The sequence below is a fragment of the Gordonia zhaorongruii genome, assembly GCF_007559005.1.
Lineage (GTDB): Bacteria > Actinomycetota > Actinomycetes > Mycobacteriales > Mycobacteriaceae > Gordonia > Gordonia zhaorongruii.
In genome coordinates, this window is sequence record NZ_CP041763.1 from 1,087,285 (window position 1) to 1,105,291 (window position 18,007).

13 protein-coding genes and 3 rRNA genes are annotated in these 18,007 nt (G+C 62.4%); 13 read left to right on the forward strand and 3 right to left on the reverse strand.

Going from position 1 to position 18,007, the window contains the following annotated elements; translation table 11 throughout:
* Positions 1 to 6: 6 nt before the first annotated feature.
* The 7 genes from FO044_RS04900 to FO044_RS04930 all read left to right on the forward strand — a co-directional run bounded on the left by FO044_RS04900 (position 7) and on the right by FO044_RS04930 (position 6,581).
* Positions 7 to 567, forward strand: coding sequence for a F0F1 ATP synthase subunit B (locus FO044_RS04900; RefSeq protein WP_132993840.1), 561 nt, complete (start codon positions 7 to 9; stop codon positions 565 to 567).
* Between the two features lie 98 nt (positions 568 to 665).
* Positions 666 to 1,487 carry a F0F1 ATP synthase subunit delta gene (locus tag FO044_RS04905; protein ID WP_132993839.1) on the forward strand — a complete coding sequence of 274 codons (822 nt, stop codon included), beginning with the start codon at positions 666 to 668 and terminating at the stop codon, positions 1,485 to 1,487.
* A gap of 58 nt (positions 1,488 to 1,545) precedes the next feature.
* Positions 1,546 to 3,180: a F0F1 ATP synthase subunit alpha gene (atpA, locus tag FO044_RS04910; RefSeq protein ID WP_132993838.1), complete on the forward strand. Its 1,635-nt coding sequence runs from the start codon at positions 1,546 to 1,548 to the stop codon at positions 3,178 to 3,180.
* A 1-nt stretch (position 3,181) separates the two neighbouring features.
* Positions 3,182 to 4,135, forward strand: coding sequence for a F0F1 ATP synthase subunit gamma (locus tag FO044_RS04915; protein ID WP_132993837.1), 954 nt, complete (start codon positions 3,182 to 3,184; stop codon positions 4,133 to 4,135).
* Positions 4,136 to 4,170: 35 nt separating this feature from the next.
* Positions 4,171 to 5,619, forward strand: a complete 1,449-nt coding sequence (atpD, locus tag FO044_RS04920) for a F0F1 ATP synthase subunit beta (RefSeq protein WP_132993836.1) — start codon at positions 4,171 to 4,173, stop codon at positions 5,617 to 5,619.
* A 10-nt stretch (positions 5,620 to 5,629) separates the two neighbouring features.
* The gene (locus FO044_RS04925) at positions 5,630 to 6,007 is read left to right on the forward strand and encodes a F0F1 ATP synthase subunit epsilon (RefSeq protein ID WP_132993835.1); all 378 of its coding nucleotides are present in this window, start codon (positions 5,630 to 5,632) and stop codon (positions 6,005 to 6,007) included.
* A gap of 163 nt (positions 6,008 to 6,170) precedes the next feature.
* Entirely contained in the window at positions 6,171 to 6,581 is a 411-nt protein-coding gene (locus tag FO044_RS04930; protein ID WP_244945788.1) for a DUF2550 family protein, read from the forward strand.
* 29 nt (positions 6,582 to 6,610) lie between these two features.
* Here the strand turns inward: FO044_RS04930 and FO044_RS04935 are convergent, their stop codons facing one another.
* Positions 6,611 to 7,201 (reverse strand): cob(I)yrinic acid a,c-diamide adenosyltransferase, encoded by a 591-nt coding sequence (locus tag FO044_RS04935; RefSeq protein WP_132993833.1) that lies wholly within the window; start codon positions 7,199 to 7,201, stop codon positions 6,611 to 6,613.
* Between the two features lie 57 nt (positions 7,202 to 7,258).
* Between FO044_RS04935 and murA the strand changes: the two genes are divergently transcribed.
* From murA to nucS, 5 genes are all read left to right on the forward strand, one after another.
* Entirely contained in the window at positions 7,259 to 8,515 is a 1,257-nt protein-coding gene (murA, locus tag FO044_RS04940; protein WP_132993832.1) for a UDP-N-acetylglucosamine 1-carboxyvinyltransferase, read from the forward strand.
* Between the two features lie 562 nt (positions 8,516 to 9,077).
* Positions 9,078 to 10,597 (forward strand): 16S ribosomal RNA (locus FO044_RS04945).
* Between the two features lie 375 nt (positions 10,598 to 10,972).
* Positions 10,973 to 14,097, forward strand: a 23S ribosomal RNA gene (locus FO044_RS04950).
* A 114-nt stretch (positions 14,098 to 14,211) separates the two neighbouring features.
* Positions 14,212 to 14,328, forward strand: a 5S ribosomal RNA gene (gene rrf, locus FO044_RS04955).
* The 16S, 23S and 5S rRNA genes sit together here, the layout of an rRNA operon.
* 72 nt (positions 14,329 to 14,400) lie before the next feature.
* Positions 14,401 to 15,084, forward strand: a complete 684-nt coding sequence (nucS, locus tag FO044_RS04960) for an endonuclease NucS (protein ID WP_132993797.1) — start codon at positions 14,401 to 14,403, stop codon at positions 15,082 to 15,084.
* 12 nt (positions 15,085 to 15,096) lie between these two features.
* On the opposite strand, the gene FO044_RS04965 is transcribed toward nucS, so the two are convergent.
* Both FO044_RS04965 and mce read right to left on the reverse strand, forming a co-directional pair.
* Positions 15,097 to 16,140, reverse strand: a complete 1,044-nt coding sequence (locus FO044_RS04965; RefSeq protein WP_132993796.1) for a hypothetical protein — start codon at positions 16,138 to 16,140, stop codon at positions 15,097 to 15,099.
* A gap of 87 nt (positions 16,141 to 16,227) precedes the next feature.
* On the reverse strand, positions 16,228 to 16,719 hold the full coding sequence (gene mce, locus FO044_RS04970; protein ID WP_132993795.1) for a methylmalonyl-CoA epimerase: 492 nt from the start codon (positions 16,717 to 16,719) through the stop codon (positions 16,228 to 16,230).
* A gap of 91 nt (positions 16,720 to 16,810) precedes the next feature.
* Between mce and FO044_RS04975 the strand changes: the two genes are divergently transcribed.
* A complete protein-coding gene (locus FO044_RS04975; protein ID WP_132993794.1) occupies positions 16,811 to 18,007 on the forward strand; it encodes an acetyl-CoA C-acetyltransferase in 1,197 nt (398 codons plus the stop codon).

The following is an 18,007-nucleotide window of genomic DNA, read 5'->3' on the forward strand; positions in this document are numbered from 1 at the left end:
TCACCAATGATCAACACCATCGCGCAGCTCGCCGCCGAAGGCGGCGAACACAAGCCGCCGAGTCCGCTGCTCCCGCAGTGGTACGACATCACCTGGTCGTTGGTTGCTTTCGCCATCGTCCTGTTCGTCTTCTGGAAGTACGTGCTTCCCCGCTATCAGAAGGTGCTCGACGAACGTCGGGACACCATCGAAGGTGGCATCGAGCGTGCCGAGGCGGCTCAGAAGGAGGCTGCAGAACAGCTGCAGGCCTACCGTGAGCAGCTCGCAGGCGCTCGTGAAGAGGCAGCCGGAATCCGCGAGGAGGCCCGCACGCAGGGCAACGCCATCATCGCGGACATGAAGGCACAGGCAACCACCGAGAGTGACCGCATCATCGCGAACGGAAACACCCAGCTCGACGCGCAGCGTCAGCAGGTCGTCTCCGAACTCCGCGGTGACATGGGCCGGATGTCGGTCGATCTGGCTGAGAAGCTGGTCGGTACCTCGCTGTCGGACGACGTCAAGCAGGCCGGAACCATTGACCGGTTCCTCGGTGAGCTCGACGACGCAAACGGCGCCGTCAAGTAAGCACAGGCCACAGGTGGATGGTGTGGGTCAGCGAGCGGGCGTTGAACGCCCCTCGCGCCCCACTTCCACCACCGCCGCCACAGAAGGAATGTAGGTAGATGTACGCAGCGTCTAGCCGCGAAGCCCTAGCCGGGGCTCGCAACGAGCTGGAGACCGCCCTGCGCGGTTTGTCCGCACCGAGCACCGATGCGGTGACCGTGGGCGACGAACTGCTCGCGGTGGCCGACACCGTCAAAGACAATCGTTCGTTGCGCACTGCGCTGGCCGACTCGGCCTCCGCTGCGGACTCGCGTGCGAAGGTCGCCGAAACCGTGTTCAACGGCAAGGTGGCCGAGACCACGCGGGGAGTTGTCGCCTCGGCGGCCGCCCGTGACTGGTCGAGTGACGCCGACCTGGCGAACGCACTGCAGGACCTCGGTTGCGAGGCCCTGCTTTTCGCAGCCAAGTCGGGCGATCGCCTCGACACCGTCGAGGAGGAGCTGTTCCGTCTCGCCCGGATCGTCAAGGGTGACGGTGCACTCGAACAGGCTCTGTCGGACCGCACCCGCAGCATCGCCGACCGAGTCGGTCTGCTGCGCACGCTGATCGCAGGCAAGGTCGAGACCGTCACCGAGAAGCTCGCCGAGCACGCCGTCGGTCGGACCGACGTCGCACCCGGCGATGCCATCGATGAGCTCTCGCAGTCGGCGGCTGCGAGCAACGGCCGCAAGGTCGCCTACGTGACCAGTGTCGGCGAACTGTCCGCCGAGCAGCGCACCAAGCTGTCTGCCAAGTTGGCCGAGATCTACGACGCGCCGGTCACCCTGCACGTCGACATCGATCCGGAACTCCTCGGTGGGGTGGTCGTCCGCGTCGGCGACGAGCGCATCGACGGAAGCCTCTCCGGCAAGATCGCAACGCTGCGGCGCGGCTTGCGGTGACCACCTAATTCACAACGATTCCCAGACCACTTTTTAGATAGCCAGGAAGAGCAGGAACATGGCGGAGTTGACCATCTCCTCCGATGAAATTCGGAGCGCGATCTCAAGTTACACACAAGATGTGGGGAGCCAGGCCACTCGCGAAGAGGTCGGCATTGTCACCGACACCGGCGACGGCATCGCTCACGTCAGCGGGCTGCCCGGTGCAATGGCCAACGAGCTCCTCGAGTTCGAGGGCGGCATCCGCGGTGTTGCACTGAACCTCGACCTGGACGAGCTCGGCGCCGTTATCCTCGGCGACTCGGAGCACATCGAAGAGGGCCAGGAAGTCAAGCGCACCGGAAACGTGCTGTCGGTTCCGGTCGGCGACAAGTTCCTCGGTCGTGTCATCGACCCGTTGGGCAGCCCGATCGACGGGCTCGGCACCATCGAGTCCGAGACCGAGCGAGTCCTCGAACTGCAGGCCGCCTCGGTCCTCGAGCGTCAGCCCGTCGAGGAGTCGCTCGCAACCGGCATCAAGGCCGTCGACGCCATGACCGCCATCGGCCGCGGACAGCGTCAGCTGATCATCGGCGACCGCAAGACCGGTAAGACCGCGGTCTGCATCGACGCCATCCTGAACCAGAAGGACAACTGGGCGACCGGCGATCCGGAGAAGCAGGTTCGCTGCATCTACGTCGCGATCGGCCAGAAGGGCTCGACCATCGCGGGCGTCAAGTCGTCGCTCGAAGAGGCCGGCGCCATGGAGTACACGACGATCGTCGCGGCACCGGCGTCCGACTCGCCGGGCTTCAAGTGGCTCGCCCCGTACACCGGCTCGGCCATCGGCCAGCACTGGATGTACCAGGGCAAGCACGTCCTCATCGTGTTCGACGACCTGTCGAAGCAGGCTGAGGCCTACCGCTCGATCTCGCTCCTGCTGCGCCGCCCGCCGGGCCGCGAGGCTTACCCGGGTGACGTCTTCTACCTGCACTCGCGTCTGCTGGAGCGTTGCGCCAAGCTGTCCGACGAGCTCGGTGGCGGTTCGATGACCGGTCTGCCGATCATCGAGACCAAGGCGAACGACGTCTCGGCGTTCATTCCGACCAACGTCATCTCGATCACCGACGGTCAGGTCTTCCTCGAGTCGGACCTCTTCAACAAGGGCGTTCGTCCCGCCATCAACGTCGGCATCTCGGTGTCGCGTGTCGGTGGCGCCGCACAGACCAAGGGCCTCAAGGCCGTGTCGGGTTCGCTCCGTCTGGAGCTCGCGCAGTTCCGCGAGCTGGAGGCCTTCTCGGCCTTCGCCTCCGACTTGGACGCAGCATCGAAGGCGCAGCTCGAGCGCGGTGCCCGCTGGGTGGAGCTGCTCAAACAGGATCAGTACAGCCCGGTCGCCGTCGAGGACCAGATCGTGTCGCTGCACCTGTGCGGCGAGGGCTTCTTCGACTCCGTCCCGGTCGCCGACATCCGTCGCTTCGAGTCGGAGCTGCTGAGCGATCTGCACCACACCGCTTCGGGCGTGTACAGCAACATCGACGGTGGCAAGAAGCTCTCCGACGATGACAAGTCCGCGCTCGCGAAGGCGACGGACAACTTCAAGGCCGGCTTCATCGCCGCCGACGGCTCGCGAGTCGTCGAGCCGGAGGCCGACCCGATGGCCGCTGAGGACGTCGAGTCCGAGACGATCCGTGTGACGAAGAAGCAGAAGTAGAATGGCCACTATTCGGGAGCTGCGCTCACGGATCAGGTCGATTCAGTCGACCAAGAAGATCACCAAGGCGCAGGAGCTGATCGCGACCTCGCGTATCACCAAGGCACAGTCACGGGTGGCAGCCGCTCGTCCGTACTCCGAGGAGATCACCCGGGTCGTCACGACTCTGGCGAGCGCCTCGTCGTCGCTGGACAATCCGCTGCTTAGCGTTCGGGAGAACCCGCGCCGCGCAGCGGTGCTGGTGGTCACCAGCGACAGCGGACAGTGCGGTGGCTACAACTCGAACGTGCTCAAGGAGACCGAGGAGCTGCTGTCGCTGCTGCGCAGCGAGGGCAAGGACCCGGTCGTCTACGTGATGGGGCGCAAGGGCGTGGGTTACTACACGTTCCGCGAGCGTCCGATCGCTGCGAGCTGGTCGGGTTTCTCGCAGCAGCCGCGATTCGCGGACACCTCCAGCGCGGTGCACCACCTGGTGGAGGCGTTCCTGGCCGGATCGGGCGAGAACGTGGAGCTGCCGGAGGGCGGTGAGATCGAGGGCTTCGACGAGCTGCACGTGGTGTACACGCGCTTCGTGTCGATGCTGACCCAGAACCCGATCGTCCGTCGGATGGCCCCGATCGACATCGAGTTCGAGGTCGAGCAGCTGCAGATGGGGGACGACATCCTCGTCGACGACGAGTCGGCGAAGGTCGCTCCCGAGGTCGAGTTCGAGCCGGAAGCGGACGAACTGCTCGACTCACTGCTGCCGAAGTACGTCGCGTCGCGGATCTTCGCGGCGCTGCTGGACGCCTCGGCCTCCGAGCACGCTGCGCGCCGCACCGCCATGAAGGCGGCGACGGACAACGCCAACGATCTCGAACAGACTCTGTCCCGCCAGGCCAATGCGGCTCGTCAGGCGCAGATCACCCAGGAAATCAGCGAGATCGTCGGCGGCGTCGAGGCGCTGGCGAACTGATCGCGACAAGACAACCGAGGAAAGTGAAGTAACCAATGACTGCAGCAGTCACCGACTCGTCCACGGGCGCCGCTTCGGCGACCGCCGGTCGTGTCGCCCGGGTGATCGGCCCCGTCGTCGACGTTGAGTTCCCCCGCGGCGCCATCCCCAACCTGTTCAATGCTCTGCACGCCGAGATCTCGCTCGAGGCCGTGGCTAAGACGCTGACGCTCGAGGTGGCACAGCACCTCGGCGACAACGTGGTGCGCACCGTCTCGATGCAGCCGACCGACGGCCTGGTCCGTGGTTCTTCGGTCGTCGATACCGGTAAGCCGATCTCGGTCCCCGTCGGCGACGTCGTCAAGGGCCACGTCTTCAACGCGCTGGGCGACTGCCTGGATGCGCCGGGCACCGGTCGCGACGGCGAGCAGTGGGGCATCCACCGCAAGCCCCCGGCCTTCGACCAGCTCGAGGGCAAGACCGAGATCCTCGAGACCGGCATCAAGGTCATCGACCTGCTGACCCCGTACGTCAAGGGCGGCAAGATCGGTCTGTTCGGTGGTGCCGGTGTCGGCAAGACCGTGCTGATCCAGGAGATGATCACCCGTATCGCTCGTGAGTTCTCCGGCACGTCGGTGTTCGCCGGCGTCGGTGAGCGCACCCGTGAGGGCACCGACCTCCACCTCGAGATGGAGGAGATGGGCGTCCTCCAGGACACCGCGTTGGTGTTCGGCCAGATGGATGAGCCGCCGGGGACGCGTATGCGCGTCGCCCTCTCGGCCCTGACCATGGCCGAGTACTTCCGTGACGTGCAGCATCAGGACGTTCTGCTCTTCATCGACAACATCTTCCGCTTCACGCAGGCGGGCTCCGAGGTCTCGACCCTTCTCGGTCGCATGCCGTCGGCCGTCGGTTACCAGCCGACCCTCGCCGACGAGATGGGTGTTCTGCAGGAGCGCATCACGTCGACCAAGGGCCGTTCGATCACCTCGCTGCAGGCGATCTACGTCCCCGCCGACGACTACACCGACCCGGCGCCTGCGACGACGTTCGCTCACTTGGACGCGACCACCGAGCTCTCGCGCCCGATCTCGCAGCTGGGTATCTACCCGGCTGTGGATCCGCTGACCTCGACCTCGCGCATTCTGGAGGCGTCGATCGTCGGTGACGAGCACTTCCGCGTCGCCAATGAGGTCAAGCGCATCCTGCAGAAGTACAAGGAGCTGCAGGACATCATCGCCATCCTCGGTATGGACGAGCTCTCGGAAGAGGACAAGGTGACGGTGCAGCGTGCTCGCCGCATCCAGAAGTTCCTCGGACAGAACTTCCTGGTCGCCGAGAAGTTCACCGGCCAGGTCGGTTCGGTCGTTTCCCTCAAGGACACGATCGAGGCCTTCGACCTCGTCTGCAAGGGCGAGTACGACCACCTGCCGGAACAGGCGTTCAACAGCTGCGGCGGTCTCGACGACGTCGAGGCGGCTGCCAAGAAGATCGCCGGAAAGTAGTCACTGAGCAATGGCTGACAAGACGTTCCGACTCGATGTGGTCGCACCGGACGAGGCTCTGTACTCGGGCGACGCCACGTTCGTCACCGCGCAGACCACGGTCGGCGAGATCGGCATCCTGGCGAATCACGAGCCGATGCTCGGCGAGCTGGCTCCCGGCGGCTGCGTCGTGCTGACCGAAGAGGGCGGAGACCGCAAGGGCATCGCGGTTCAGGGTGGTTTCCTGTCCGTGTCTGCGGACACGGTCACGATCCTCGCCGAGAGCGCTCAGTTCACGGACCAGATCGATGTCGCGGCCGAGCGTTCGGCACTCGAATCGGCCACCGAGGGCAGCGAGGAGTACCTCCGAGCGAAATCCCGGGTGCGCGCCGTGGAAGCCGTGAGCTGAACCGGTCCGGATCAGATGTGATGTATGCGAACAGCCGTCCTGCACTGCAGGGCGGCTGTTCGCGTAGTTTCGATGGCAAGGGCGATGACAGTCGGATAACGAGAGCAGCGGTGGGGAGGTCGATGAGATGCCGATCTGGATCTGGATACTGTGTGCAGTGATCGTGGCCGGCGTGATCTTGGTGGGCTTCGTCGGTTACCGGATGTGGCTCGTCCGTCGAGCCGGGACGCCGATGCTGCTTCGCCCGCTGCCGGCGAACGCCGACGAGGGCTGGCGTCACGGAGCCGTGCACTACACGGACGATGCGCTGCTGTACTACCGGCTGACCTCGTGGCGGACGGGACCATCGGTGAGCCTGTCGCGTAGGCGCATCGACGTCGGCAGGCGTCGCGCCCCGGTGGGCACCGAACTCGAGATCATGGACGACGACTTCGTCGTCACCGAGGTCGGGGTGGGCCGTGGCGGCCGAGGCGCGAGTTACGAGCTCGCGATGGCGCCGGAGTTGATGACGGCGTTCCAGTCGTGGATCGAGGCGCGCTCGCCGAAGCGAGCGCGCCGCCGTCCTGCTGCCTAGGTGTCCTGCTGCTTAGCCGGCCGGGCTGACTAGCGCTCTCGATCCCCGCCCGGGATCCACTTCACGTCCCCGTTGCCTGCACGGACATTGGCCACTCGGCCGAGAATGAAGAGCAGGTCGGAGAGTCGGTTGAGGTACTTCGCCGGCAGTACCGACGTGTTGTCGGGATCGGAGTCGATCGCCGTCCAGGCCGCGCGCTCGGCACGCCGGACGATTACTCGCGACTGGTGCAGGTAGGCCGACAGTGCCGTGCCGCCGGGCAGGATGAACGAGTCGAGTGGTGTCAGCTCCTCGCCGAACGAGTCGCACCAACGCTCGAGAGCGTTGATGTAGTCGCTCTCGATCCGCAGTGGCGGGTACTTCGGGTCCTCGACGATGGGTGTCGACAGGTCCGCGCCCGCATCGAAGAGATCGTTCTGCACGGTGCGCAGGACCGCCCTGATGTCCTCGGGTACGTCGCCTGCGACGGTGAGCGCGAGACCGATCGCCGCATTCGCCTCATCGCAGTCGGCGTAAGCGACCACGCGTGCGTGCGTCTTGGGCACTCGGGAGAAGTCGGAGAGTCCGGTGGTTCCGTCGTCGCCGGTTCGGGTGTAGATGCGTGTGAGGTGAACAGCCATACCTGGAGAACATACGCGGTGCCGATGGAACATACGCGGTGCCGATACACTGTGCCGGTGAGCGATCGCTATCTGGTTACCGGTGGGGCACGTCTGGTCGGTGACGTCGTAGTCGGCGGTGCCAAGAACAGTGTGCTGAAGTTGATGGCTGCTGCGCTGCTGGCCGAGGGCCGCACCGTCTTGACCAACGCGCCGGAGATCGCGGACGTACCGCTGATGGCGGACGTCCTGCGGGGTCTGGGCGCCACCGTCGACATCTCGGGTGACACGGTGACGATCGACGCGCCGGCCGAGCCCAAGTATCACGCCGACTTCGACGCGGTGAAGCAGTTCCGCGCGTCGGTCTGTGTTCTCGGTCCGTTGATGGCGAGGTGCCGACGGGCCGTCGTAGCGCTGCCCGGTGGTGACGCCATCGGGTCCCGGCCCCTGGACATGCACCAGGCGGGCCTGCGTGCGCTGGGGGCGCGGAGCACGATCGAGCACGGCTGCGTCGTGGCGGAGGCGGAGAGCCTGCACGGCGCTGAAGTGGCGCTCGAGTTCCCTTCGGTGGGTGCCACGGAGAACATCCTGATGGCCGCTGTGCTCGCGGACGGAGTCACCACGATCGAGAACGCCGCGCGCGAGCCGGAGATCGTCGACCTGTGCGTGATGCTCATGCAGATGGGCGCGGACATCGACGGTGCCGGCACTCCGACGATGACGGTGACTGGAGTGGAGCGATTGCATCCCACCACCCACCACGTCGTCGGCGACCGGATAGTCGCGGGCACCTGGGGCGTGGCCGCGGTGATGACGCTCGGCGACATCACGGTGCGCGGTGTCGACCCGGAGCATCTGCGACTGGTGCTGAAGAAACTCGAGGCCGCCGGTGCCGAGGTCGAGCGCTATTCGGACGGATTCCGGGTCGTACAGGTGGACCGTCCGATTGCGGTCAACACGGCGACCCTCCCGTTCCCCGGGTACCCGACAGATCTGCAGCCGATGGCGATCGGGCTGGCGACCGTCTCGGACGGCATGTCGATGGTGACCGAGAACGTCTTCGAAGCGCGGTTCCGGTTCGTGGAGGAACTCGTCCGACTCGGCGCGGACGCCCGCACCGACGGACATCACGCGGTGATCAGGGGAGTGGACCGGCTCTCGAGCGCGCCGGTCTGGTCGTCCGATATCCGGGCAGGCGTCGGTCTGGTCCTGGCCGGGCTGGTCGCCGACGGGGTGACCGAGGTCCACGACATCGGCCACATCGATCGCGGCTACCCGAAGTTCGAGGAGCAGCTGCGCGGGCTGGGCGGGACGATCGAGCGCGTCGGCGACTGACAGGCGCAACAGCGACCCGTCAACAGCGAGCCCGGGCCTCCGACCAGGCGATTTGCCCTTCGGTCAGGATGTGCGTAACTTATATCGAGTCAGAGCGGCCCGGCCGCGAAGACCTCACGGACTCCCAAGTTCGCGATTGTGAGATCGCGGCCAGGTCGAGTAAAGTGAGAATCCGCTTCGGCAAACTCCAGTTCTTCTCCGGAAACGGAACCGGGAACAGTTTTTGCCGGACAGCCTCAAGCCTGTTAGGCTGGTGGAGTTGCCCGCGAGTCGGGTGGCGAATAATTCAGCTCTCTGGAGTTCGGCCCTTGTTTGTGGGGTTGGTGCTGGTGGGTGTGTGTTCTTTGAGAACTCGATAGTGTGTGATGGATTTTCTTGTGCCACATTTATTTTGTTTTGTGGCTGAGGATTTCTGTTTGTGACGAGGATGAACCCTTTTGTGGGGTTTGTTGTTTTTGTGAGTAGATTTTTATCAGTCAGTTTTTTGGATTGGTCAGGTTTTGCTTTCTGGCTTGTGTTGAAACTGCCGGCTCTTTTGGGGTTGGTGTTGTTTTGATGTTTTTTGTTGGAGAGTTTGATCCTGGCTCAGGACGAACGCTGGCGGCGTGCTTAACACATGCAAGTCGAACGGAAAGGCCCAGCTTGCTGGGTACTCGAGTGGCGAACGGGTGAGTAACACGTGGGTGATCTGCCCTGAACTCTGGGATAAGCCTGGGAAACTGGGTCTAATACCGGATATGACCACATGTCGCATGGTGTGTGGTGGAAAGCTTTTGCGGTTTGGGATGGGCCCGCGGCCTATCAGCTTGTTGGTGGGGTAATGGCCTACCAAGGCGACGACGGGTAGCCGACCTGAGAGGGTGATCGGCCACACTGGGACTGAGACACGGCCCAGACTCCTACGGGAGGCAGCAGTGGGGAATATTGCACAATGGGCGGAAGCCTGATGCAGCGACGCCGCGTGAGGGATGACGGCCTTCGGGTTGTAAACCTCTTTCGCTAGGGACGAAGCGCAAGTGACGGTACCTGGAGAAGAAGCACCGGCCAACTACGTGCCAGCAGCCGCGGTAATACGTAGGGTGCAAGCGTTGTCCGGAATTACTGGGCGTAAAGAGCTCGTAGGCGGTTTGTCGCGTCGTCTGTGAAATTCTGCAGCTTAACTGCAGGCGTGCAGGCGATACGGGCAGACTTGAGTACTACAGGGGAGACTGGAATTCCTGGTGTAGCGGTGAAATGCGCAGATATCAGGAGGAACACCGGTGGCGAAGGCGGGTCTCTGGGTAGTAACTGACGCTGAGGAGCGAAAGCGTGGGGAGCGAACAGGATTAGATACCCTGGTAGTCCACGCCGTAAACGGTGGGTACTAGGTGTGGGGCTCATTTCACGAGTTCCGTGCCGTAGCTAACGCATTAAGTACCCCGCCTGGGGAGTACGGCCGCAAGGCTAAAACTCAAAGGAATTGACGGGGGCCCGCACAAGCGGCGGAGCATGTGGATTAATTCGATGCAACGCGAAGAACCTTACCTGGGTTTGACATACACCAGACGATGCAGAGATGTGGTTTCCCTTGTGGTTGGTGTACAGGTGGTGCATGGCTGTCGTCAGCTCGTGTCGTGAGATGTTGGGTTAAGTCCCGCAACGAGCGCAACCCTTATCCTGTATTGCCAGCACGTGATGGTGGGGACTTGCAGGAGACTGCCGGGGTCAACTCGGAGGAAGGTGGGGATGACGTCAAGTCATCATGCCCCTTATGTCCAGGGCTTCACACATGCTACAATGGCGCGTACAGAGGGCTGCGAGACCGTGAGGTGGAGCGAATCCCTTAAAGCGCGTCTCAGTTCGGATTGGGGTCTGCAACTCGACCCCATGAAGTCGGAGTCGCTAGTAATCGCAGATCAGCAATGCTGCGGTGAATACGTTCCCGGGCCTTGTACACACCGCCCGTCACGTCATGAAAGTCGGTAACACCCGAAGCCGGTGGCCCAACCCTTGTGGGGGGAGCCGTCGAAGGTGGGATTGGCGATTGGGACGAAGTCGTAACAAGGTAGCCGTACCGGAAGGTGCGGCTGGATCACCTCCTTTCTAAGGAGCAGACAACATACTCATTGCGTGCCCGTTTGTGGTGCGGTGGGTGTTTGTTCATGGGTGAAACACAAGATGCCTCCGTTGTTGGTGGCCCTGGATGGGTTGCCGGCTGGGGGTCGATCGCTGGGTGACTGGCGGTTGGTTTATTGCACACTATCGGGGTTCTGAGGGAACACATGTTTGTGTTGTCTTTGGCTGCTCATGCGTTTCCGCCCGTGTTTTGTGGGTGTGGGGTGTGTGGGTGTGTGTTGTTTGAGAAGTGGATAGTGGATGCGAGCATCTTGAAATATAGGTGTGTATTGCAATTTCAAAGTTTTTGTTGTGATGTCCACATTCGTGCCGCACGTGTGTGTGGTGTGTTTGTGGGTGTTGTTGTAAGTGTTTTAGGGCGTTCGGTGGATGCCTTGGTACCAGGAGCCGATGAAGGACGTGGTAGGCCGCGATAGTCCTCGGGGAGTTGTCAAACGAGCTGTGATCCGAGGGTGTCCGAATGGGGAAACCCAGCACGAGTTATGTCGTGTTACCCACTCGTGAATGTATAGCGGGTGTGGAGGGAACGTGGGGAAGTGAAACATCTCAGTACCCACAGGAAGAGAAAACAATAGTGATTCTGTGAGTAGCGGCGAGCGAAAGTGGATGAGGCTAAACCATGCGTATGTGAGACTCGGCAGGGGTTGTGCGTGTGGGGTTGTGGGGGCATTGTTATCTGTTCTGCCGGGCAGGTGGTCAGTGATAAATTTTCGTGTTAGGTGAAGTGGCCTGGAATGGTCTGCCGTAGTGGGTGAGAGTCCCGTAACCGAAAGCGCGTTGACTGGCTTCAGTGTTGCCCAAGTAGCAGCGGGCTCGTGGAATCTGCTGTGAATCTGCCGGGACCACCCGGTAAGCCTAAATACTCTCTGGTGACCGATAGCGGACTAGTACCGTGAGGGAAAGGTGAAAAGTACCCCGGGAGGGGAGTGAAATAGTACCTGAAACCGGACGCTTACAATCCGTCAGAGCCCTCGTTGTGGGGTGATGGCGTGCCTTTTGAAGAATGAGCCTGCGAGTTAGTGCTCAGTGGCAAGGTTAACCCGTGTGGGGTAGCCGTAGCGAAAGCGAGTCTGAATAGGGCGTTGAGTCGCTGGGTCTAGACCCGAAGCGGAGTGATCTACCCATGGCCAGTGTGAAGCGACGGTAAGACGTCGTGGAGGCGCGAACCCACTTCAGTTGAAAATGGAGGGGATGAGTTGTGGGTAGGGGTGAAAGGCCAATCAAACTCCGTGATAGCTGGTTCTCCCCGAAATGCATTTAGGTGCAGCGTCACGTGTTTCTTACTGGAGGTAGAGCTACTGGATGGCCGATGGGCCCTACAAGGTTACTGACGTCAGCCAAACTCCGAATGCCGGTAAGTGAGAGCGTGGCAGTGAGACTGCGGGGGATAAGCTTCGTAGTCGAGAGGGAAACAGCCCAGATCGCCGGCTAAGGCCCCTAAGCGTGTACTAAGTGGAAAAGGATGTGGGATTGCGAAGACAACCAGGAGGTTGGCTTAGAAGCAGCCATCCTTGAAAGAGTGCGTAATAGCTCACTGGTCAAGTGATCCTGCGCCGACAATGTAGCGGGGCTCAAGTACACCGCCGAAGCCGCGGCACTCACACATGTACATCGGTGCACCCTTTGGGTGTGTCTAGTGGTGTGGGTGGGTAGGGGAGCGTCCTGCATCCGTGGAAGCGCCGGAGTGATCCAGGTGTGGAGGGTGTGGGAGTGAGAATGCAGGCATGAGTAGCGAAAGACAAGTGAGAAACTTGTCCGCCGAATGACCAAGGGTTCCTGGGCCAGGTTAATCCGCCCAGGGTGAGTCGGGACCTAAGGCGAGGCCGACAGGCGTAGTCGATGGACAACGGGTTGATATTCCCGTACCCGTGTATCCGCGCCCAATGGTGAATCATCTGTACTAACCATCCAAAAGCACCCTTTGTGCTCCTTCGGGAGTGTTCTGGGTGTGGCTGCATGGGACCTTGGATGTAGTAGTCAAGCGATGGGGTGACGCAGGAAGGTAGTGGGGCCAGTCAGTGGTTGTACTGGTGTAAGCCTGTAGGGCGAGATATAGGTAAATCCGTGTCTCATGGTGCCTGAGAGGTGATGCGTAACCGTAGTGGTGAATTCCATGATCCTATGCTGCCGAGAAAAGCCTCTAGTGAGTTGGTACACGGCCCGTACCCCAAACCGACACAGGTGGTCAGGTAGAGAATACTAAGGCGATCGAGAGAACTGTGGTTAAGGAACTCGGCAAATTACCCCCGTAACTTCGGGAGAAGGGGGACCACGGCTGGTGATCGACTTTTCGTTGTGAGCTGGTGGTGGTCGCAGAGACCAGAGAGAAGCGACTGTTTACTAAAAACACAGGTCCGTGCGAAGTCGTAAGACGATGTATACGGACTGACGCCTGCCCGGTGCTGGAAGGTTAAGAGGACCGGTTAACCACCTTGTGTGGTGAAGCTGAGAATTTAAGCCCCAGTAAACGGCGGTGGTAACTATAACCATCCTAAGGTAGCGAAATTCCTTGTCGGGTAAGTTCCGACCTGCACGAATGGCGTAACGACTTCTCTGCTGTCTCAACCACAGACTCGGCGAAATTGCAGTACGAGTAAAGATGCTCGTTTCGCGCGGCAGGACGAAAAGACCCCGGGACCTTCACTATAGCTTGGTATTGGTGTTCGGTACGGTTTGTGTAGGATAGGTGGGAGACTGTGAAGCTATCACGCTAGTGGTGGTGGAGTCGTTGTTGAAATACCACTCTGATCGTATTGGGCTTCTAACCTCGGACCCTGATCGGGTTCAGGGACAGTGCCTGGTGGGTAGTTTAACTGGGGCGGTTGCCTCCCAAAATGTAACGGAGGCGCCCAAAGGTTCCCTCAGCCTGGATGGCAATCAGGTGTTGAGTGTAAGTGCACAAGGGAGCTTGACTGTGAGACGTACATGTCGAGCAGGGACGAAAGTCGGGACTAGTGATCCGGCACCGGCAAGTGGAAGCGGTGTCGCTCAACGGATAAAAGGTACCCCGGGGATAACAGGCTGATCTTCCCCAAGAGTCCATATCGACGGGATGGTTTGGCACCTCGATGTCGGCTCGTCGCATCCTGGGGCTGGAGTAGGTCCCAAGGGTTGGGCTGTTCGCCCATTAAAGCGGCACGCGAGCTGGGTTTAGAACGTCGTGAGACAGTTCGGTCTCTATCCGCCGCGCGCGATTAGAAACTTGAGGAAACCTGTCCCTAGTACGAGAGGACCGGGACGGACGAACCTCTGGTGTGCCAGTTGTCCTACCAAGGGCACTGCTGGTTAGCTACGTTCGGAAGGGATAACCGCTGAAAGCATCTAAGCGGGAAGCCTGTTCCAAGATGAGGTTTCTCACCAACTTTGTTGGGTAAGGCCCCCTACAGACCATGGGGTTGATAGGCCAGAACTGTACGCACAGTAATGTGTTGAGGTGACTGGTACTAATAGGCCGAGGACTTACTAACAACACTCACATTATTTTTTGTGTGTCTCGCATCCACTATCTACTTTCTGAAACAACACACCCATCCACAAAGCCCCGGTAAGGGGTTTGTGGGTGGTGGATAGTTTCATATTGTTTCGGTGGCCATAGCGGAGGGGAAACGCCCGGCCCCATTCCGAACCCGGAAGCTAAGCCCTCCAGCGCCGATGGTACTGCACCCTAACCAGTGTGGGAGAGTAGGACACCGCCGAACTAATCGTGAGTAGAGCCCCCACCACTGGTGGGGGCTCTACTGCTATCTGGACCGTTGCGTAGAGTGGCGGATGTGCGCCTAGTGATTGCAGAATGTCAGGTCGATTACGTCGGACGTCTCACCGCTCATCTGCCGATGGCCAAGAGGCTGCTGCTGTTCAAGTCGGACGGTTCGGTGAGTGTTCACGCCGACGATCGTGCGTACAAGCCGCTGAACTGGATGACCCCGCCGTGCTGGCTGTCTGAGGAGGACGTGCCCGAAGGCAGCGATGCCGAGGCGATCTGGGTAGTCACCAACAAGGCCGGCGAGCAGTTGCGGATAACGGTGGCTTCGATCGATCACGATTCGTCGCACGAACTGGGCCTCGATCCGGGTTTGGTGAAGGATGGCGTCGAGGCGCATCTGCAGGAGCTGCTGGCCGAGCATGTGACCACACTCGGCGAGGGCTACACGCTGATCAGACGCGAGTACATGACCGCGATCGGTCCGGTGGACATCCTGTGCCGGGACGGCGACGGGCAGACCGTCGCCGTGGAGATCAAGCGGCGCGGTGAGATCGACGGCGTCGAGCAGTTGACGCGCTATCTGGACCTGCTCAATCGTGATGCGACGATTGCGCCGGTGAGCGGTATCTTCGCGGCTCAGGTGATCAAGCCGCAGGCCAAGACCCTGGCGGAGGACCGTGGGATCCGTTGTGTGACGCTCGACTACGACAAGCTTCGCGGTACGGAGAGCACGGAGTTCCGGCTCTTCTGAGGCGAAACGCGATCAGGCAGTGGCGGACTTGCGGCCCGTATCGCCCGTCGAGCGTGTAGTCCCGTACCTTTCTTCGGCGAAGCCGCCGTCGCGGTAGTCGTCGGAGACCGCGGACAGGACATCGGTTGATTCGGCCGGCTTCGCGTCGTCGAAGCCGGCTCGGTCAAAATCCGCGTCGTCGGATCCCCGTTCGGCGGTGCCGCGCGCATCTGCTCCGGCTTCCGTCTCGTCGAGCTCAGCCTCGGACTCGAAGCGATCGCGCCCGAGGAGGGTGCGGTTGAGCAGTTCGAGATCGTCGGAATCGGTCTGCGCCACCAGCGACTCCTCGTCACCGGACAGTGCGAGGGCGTCGGGGAGGTCGCCGAGATGCTGGCGCAGGGCAGCGAGGTGGTCGAGGATCTGACCGTGTGCGTCGTGAGCGGCGCCCGCGAGCTCACGCGACCGGGCGAGTCGGTTCATCGCGACGCTGTGCGCAGCGCCGCGGAGGCGGGCCGCATCGTCCTCGGCTGCAGCGATGATCTCGCGTGCGCGGTCGTTGGCCGCCTCTTCGGTGCGTTCGGCTTCGAGACGGACCTTCTCGGTCTTCTCGTCCATGGCGGCTGCGCGCTTCTCTGCCTCGGTGATGAGGGAGTCGGCCTTCTCCTGAGCGAGTTCCGTGGTCCGGGTCGCGTCTGCGGTGGCGTCGGTGCGCCGGTCCTGTGCTTCCTGCCGTGCGATGCTGAGGGTCTCGTCGGCTTCCTCGCGAGCGCTGCTGCGGAGCTCCGCGGCCTCGTCCGTAGCGAGCTGGAGCATGCGGGAGACGCGTTCGCTCATGCCTGCGACAGTGGTCGGCGGAATGGAGAGCGTGTCGACCTCACGGCGCAAGCTGTGCATCTCCCGGCGCGCGTCCTCGAGACGGTCGTAGAGATCGTCTGCGTTGGAGTGCGCCGAGTCGCGATCGGCGGTCATCATCTGAAGATCCGCATCGAGCCGCCGGATGTAATCCGTGACCTGGTCGCGGTCGTATCCGCGCATGACGATGGGGAAGGGGCTGTGACGCTGTCCCGGTGCTGACATGGTGTCGATTCTAGCCGCGTCGGCGACGGATGCGTGGACCCCACCGCCGGGGTGTCGGCAGTGAAGTGATATATGACCGGTTCGTGATCAGTGTGCGGCGGCGGGTTCGACGAGCTCGAGTAGAACGCCGCCCGCGTCCTTCGGGTGCACGAAGTTGATCCGCGAATCGGCGGTGCCGCGCTTGGGTGCCGGATAGAGCAGCCGGATGCCGTCGGCCGAGAGCCGTTCGATGACGGCGTCGATGTCGGTGACCCGCACCGCGAGCTGCTGAAGTCCGGGCCCGTTCCGGTCGATGAACTTGGCGATCGTCGACTCATCGCTTAGGGGAGCGAGCAGCTGGATCAGCACGCCCTCGCCATCGGCCGGGCCGACCATCGCCTCCCGGACGCCCTGCTCGTCGTTGATCTCCTCGTGGTGATTCACGAAGCCGAGGTTGTCGAGGTACCAGGCTGCCGTGGCGTCCAGGTCGGCGACCGCGATGCCGACGTGGTCGATGCCGACGACGAGGTCGCTGATCCCCGGGAGAGGGCCGTCGCCGGGCGTGGTGGTCTTCACATTGTCCGATGCGGTGTTACTCATCCCTTAAAGGTAACTTGGAGGGCGAATATCGCTCGAACGCACGGTGTGTTTGTGCACCCTGCACCTCGTTTTTCGACAAGGAGTTGGCTGAATGTCCGACAACACGACCGTCATCGTCGCGGGGGCGCGCACGCCCTTCGGGCGTCTCATGGGTTCGCTGAAGGGCTTCTCTGCCGTGGACCTCGGTGCGACCGCGGTGAAGGGCGCCCTCGAGCGTGGCGGAGTCGACGCTTCAGAGGTGGAGTACGTGATCATGGGGCAGGTTCTCACGGCGGGAGCGGGCCAGATGCCGGCTCGGCAGACCGCGGTCAAGGCCGGAATCGGCTGGGACGTTCCGGCACTGTCGATCAACAAGATGTGCCTCTCGGGCATCGACTCGATCGCGATGGCGGACCAGCTGATCCGCGCCGGTGAGTTCGAGTGCGTCGTGGCGGGCGGCCAGGAGTCGATGACCCAGGCGCCGCACCTGCTCCCGGGCAGCCGCGGAGGCTTCAAGTACGGCGATACGGCCCTCGTCGACCACATGGCGTACGACGGACTGTACGACGTCTTCACCGATCAGCCGATGGGCGCGCTGACCGAGCAGGGCAACGACGAGGATGCGTTCACCCGCGAGCAGCAGGACGAGTTCGCCGCCCGCAGCCACCGGCTCGCTGCGCAGGCTCAGGAGAAGGGCTTGTTCACCGACGAGATCGTGCCGGTGGAGATCCCGCAGCGCAAGGGCGACCCGGTCAGCTTCGACACCGATGAGGGCGTTCGCGCCGACACCACTGCCGAGTCGCTGGGGCGCCTGCGGCCGGCCTTCCGCAAGGACGGCACCATCACCGCGGGGTCGTCCTCGCAGATCTCCGACGGTGCCGCAGCCGTGGTCGTGATGAGCAAGGCGAAGGCCGAGAAGCTCGGTCTGTCGTGGATCGCCGAGATCGGTGCGCACGGCGTGGTCGCCGGCCCCGATTCGAAGCTGCAGCAGCAGCCCGCGAACGCGATCGTCAAGGCGTGTGAGAAGGAGGGCATCAGCCCATCCGACCTCGACCTCATCGAGATCAACGAGGCCTTCGCCGCCGTCGGACTGTCGTCGACCAAGTCGTTGGGCGTGGACGAGGAGATCGTGAACGTCAACGGCGGCGCGATCGCCCTGGGGCACCCGATCGGTACCTCAGGTGCTCGCATCACCCTGCATCTGGCGCTCGAGCTGGCCCGCCGCGGCGGTGGTGTCGGCGTGGCCGCGCTGTGCGGCGCGGGTGGCCAGGGCGACGCCCTCATCGTTCGAGTTCCGAAGGCAGGATGA

What these genes read in the sequence shown, in the direction of transcription:
- FO044_RS04915 (WP_132993837.1), top strand. Translation starts at nt 3,182, where the DNA reads ATGGCCACTATTCGGGAGCTGCGCTCACGGATCAGGTCGATTCAGTCG.
- atpD (WP_132993836.1), top strand. Translation starts at nt 4,171, where the DNA reads ATGACTGCAGCAGTCACCGACTCGTCCACGGGCGCCGCTTCGGCGACC.
- atpA (WP_132993838.1), top strand. Translation starts at nt 1,546, where the DNA reads ATGGCGGAGTTGACCATCTCCTCCGATGAAATTCGGAGCGCGATCTCA.
- mce (WP_132993795.1), bottom strand. Translation starts at nt 16,719, where the DNA reads ATGAGTAACACCGCATCGGACAATGTGAAGACCACCACGCCCGGCGAC.
- FO044_RS04905 (WP_132993839.1), top strand. Translation starts at nt 666, where the DNA reads ATGTACGCAGCGTCTAGCCGCGAAGCCCTAGCCGGGGCTCGCAACGAG.
- FO044_RS04975 (WP_132993794.1), top strand. Translation starts at nt 16,811, where the DNA reads ATGTCCGACAACACGACCGTCATCGTCGCGGGGGCGCGCACGCCCTTC.
- FO044_RS04965 (WP_132993796.1), bottom strand. Translation starts at nt 16,140, where the DNA reads ATGTCAGCACCGGGACAGCGTCACAGCCCCTTCCCCATCGTCATGCGC.
- FO044_RS04925 (WP_132993835.1), top strand. Translation starts at nt 5,630, where the DNA reads ATGGCTGACAAGACGTTCCGACTCGATGTGGTCGCACCGGACGAGGCT.
- FO044_RS04900 (WP_132993840.1), top strand. Translation starts at nt 7, where the DNA reads ATGATCAACACCATCGCGCAGCTCGCCGCCGAAGGCGGCGAACACAAG.
- FO044_RS04935 (WP_132993833.1), bottom strand. Translation starts at nt 7,201, where the DNA reads ATGGCTGTTCACCTCACACGCATCTACACCCGAACCGGCGACGACGGA.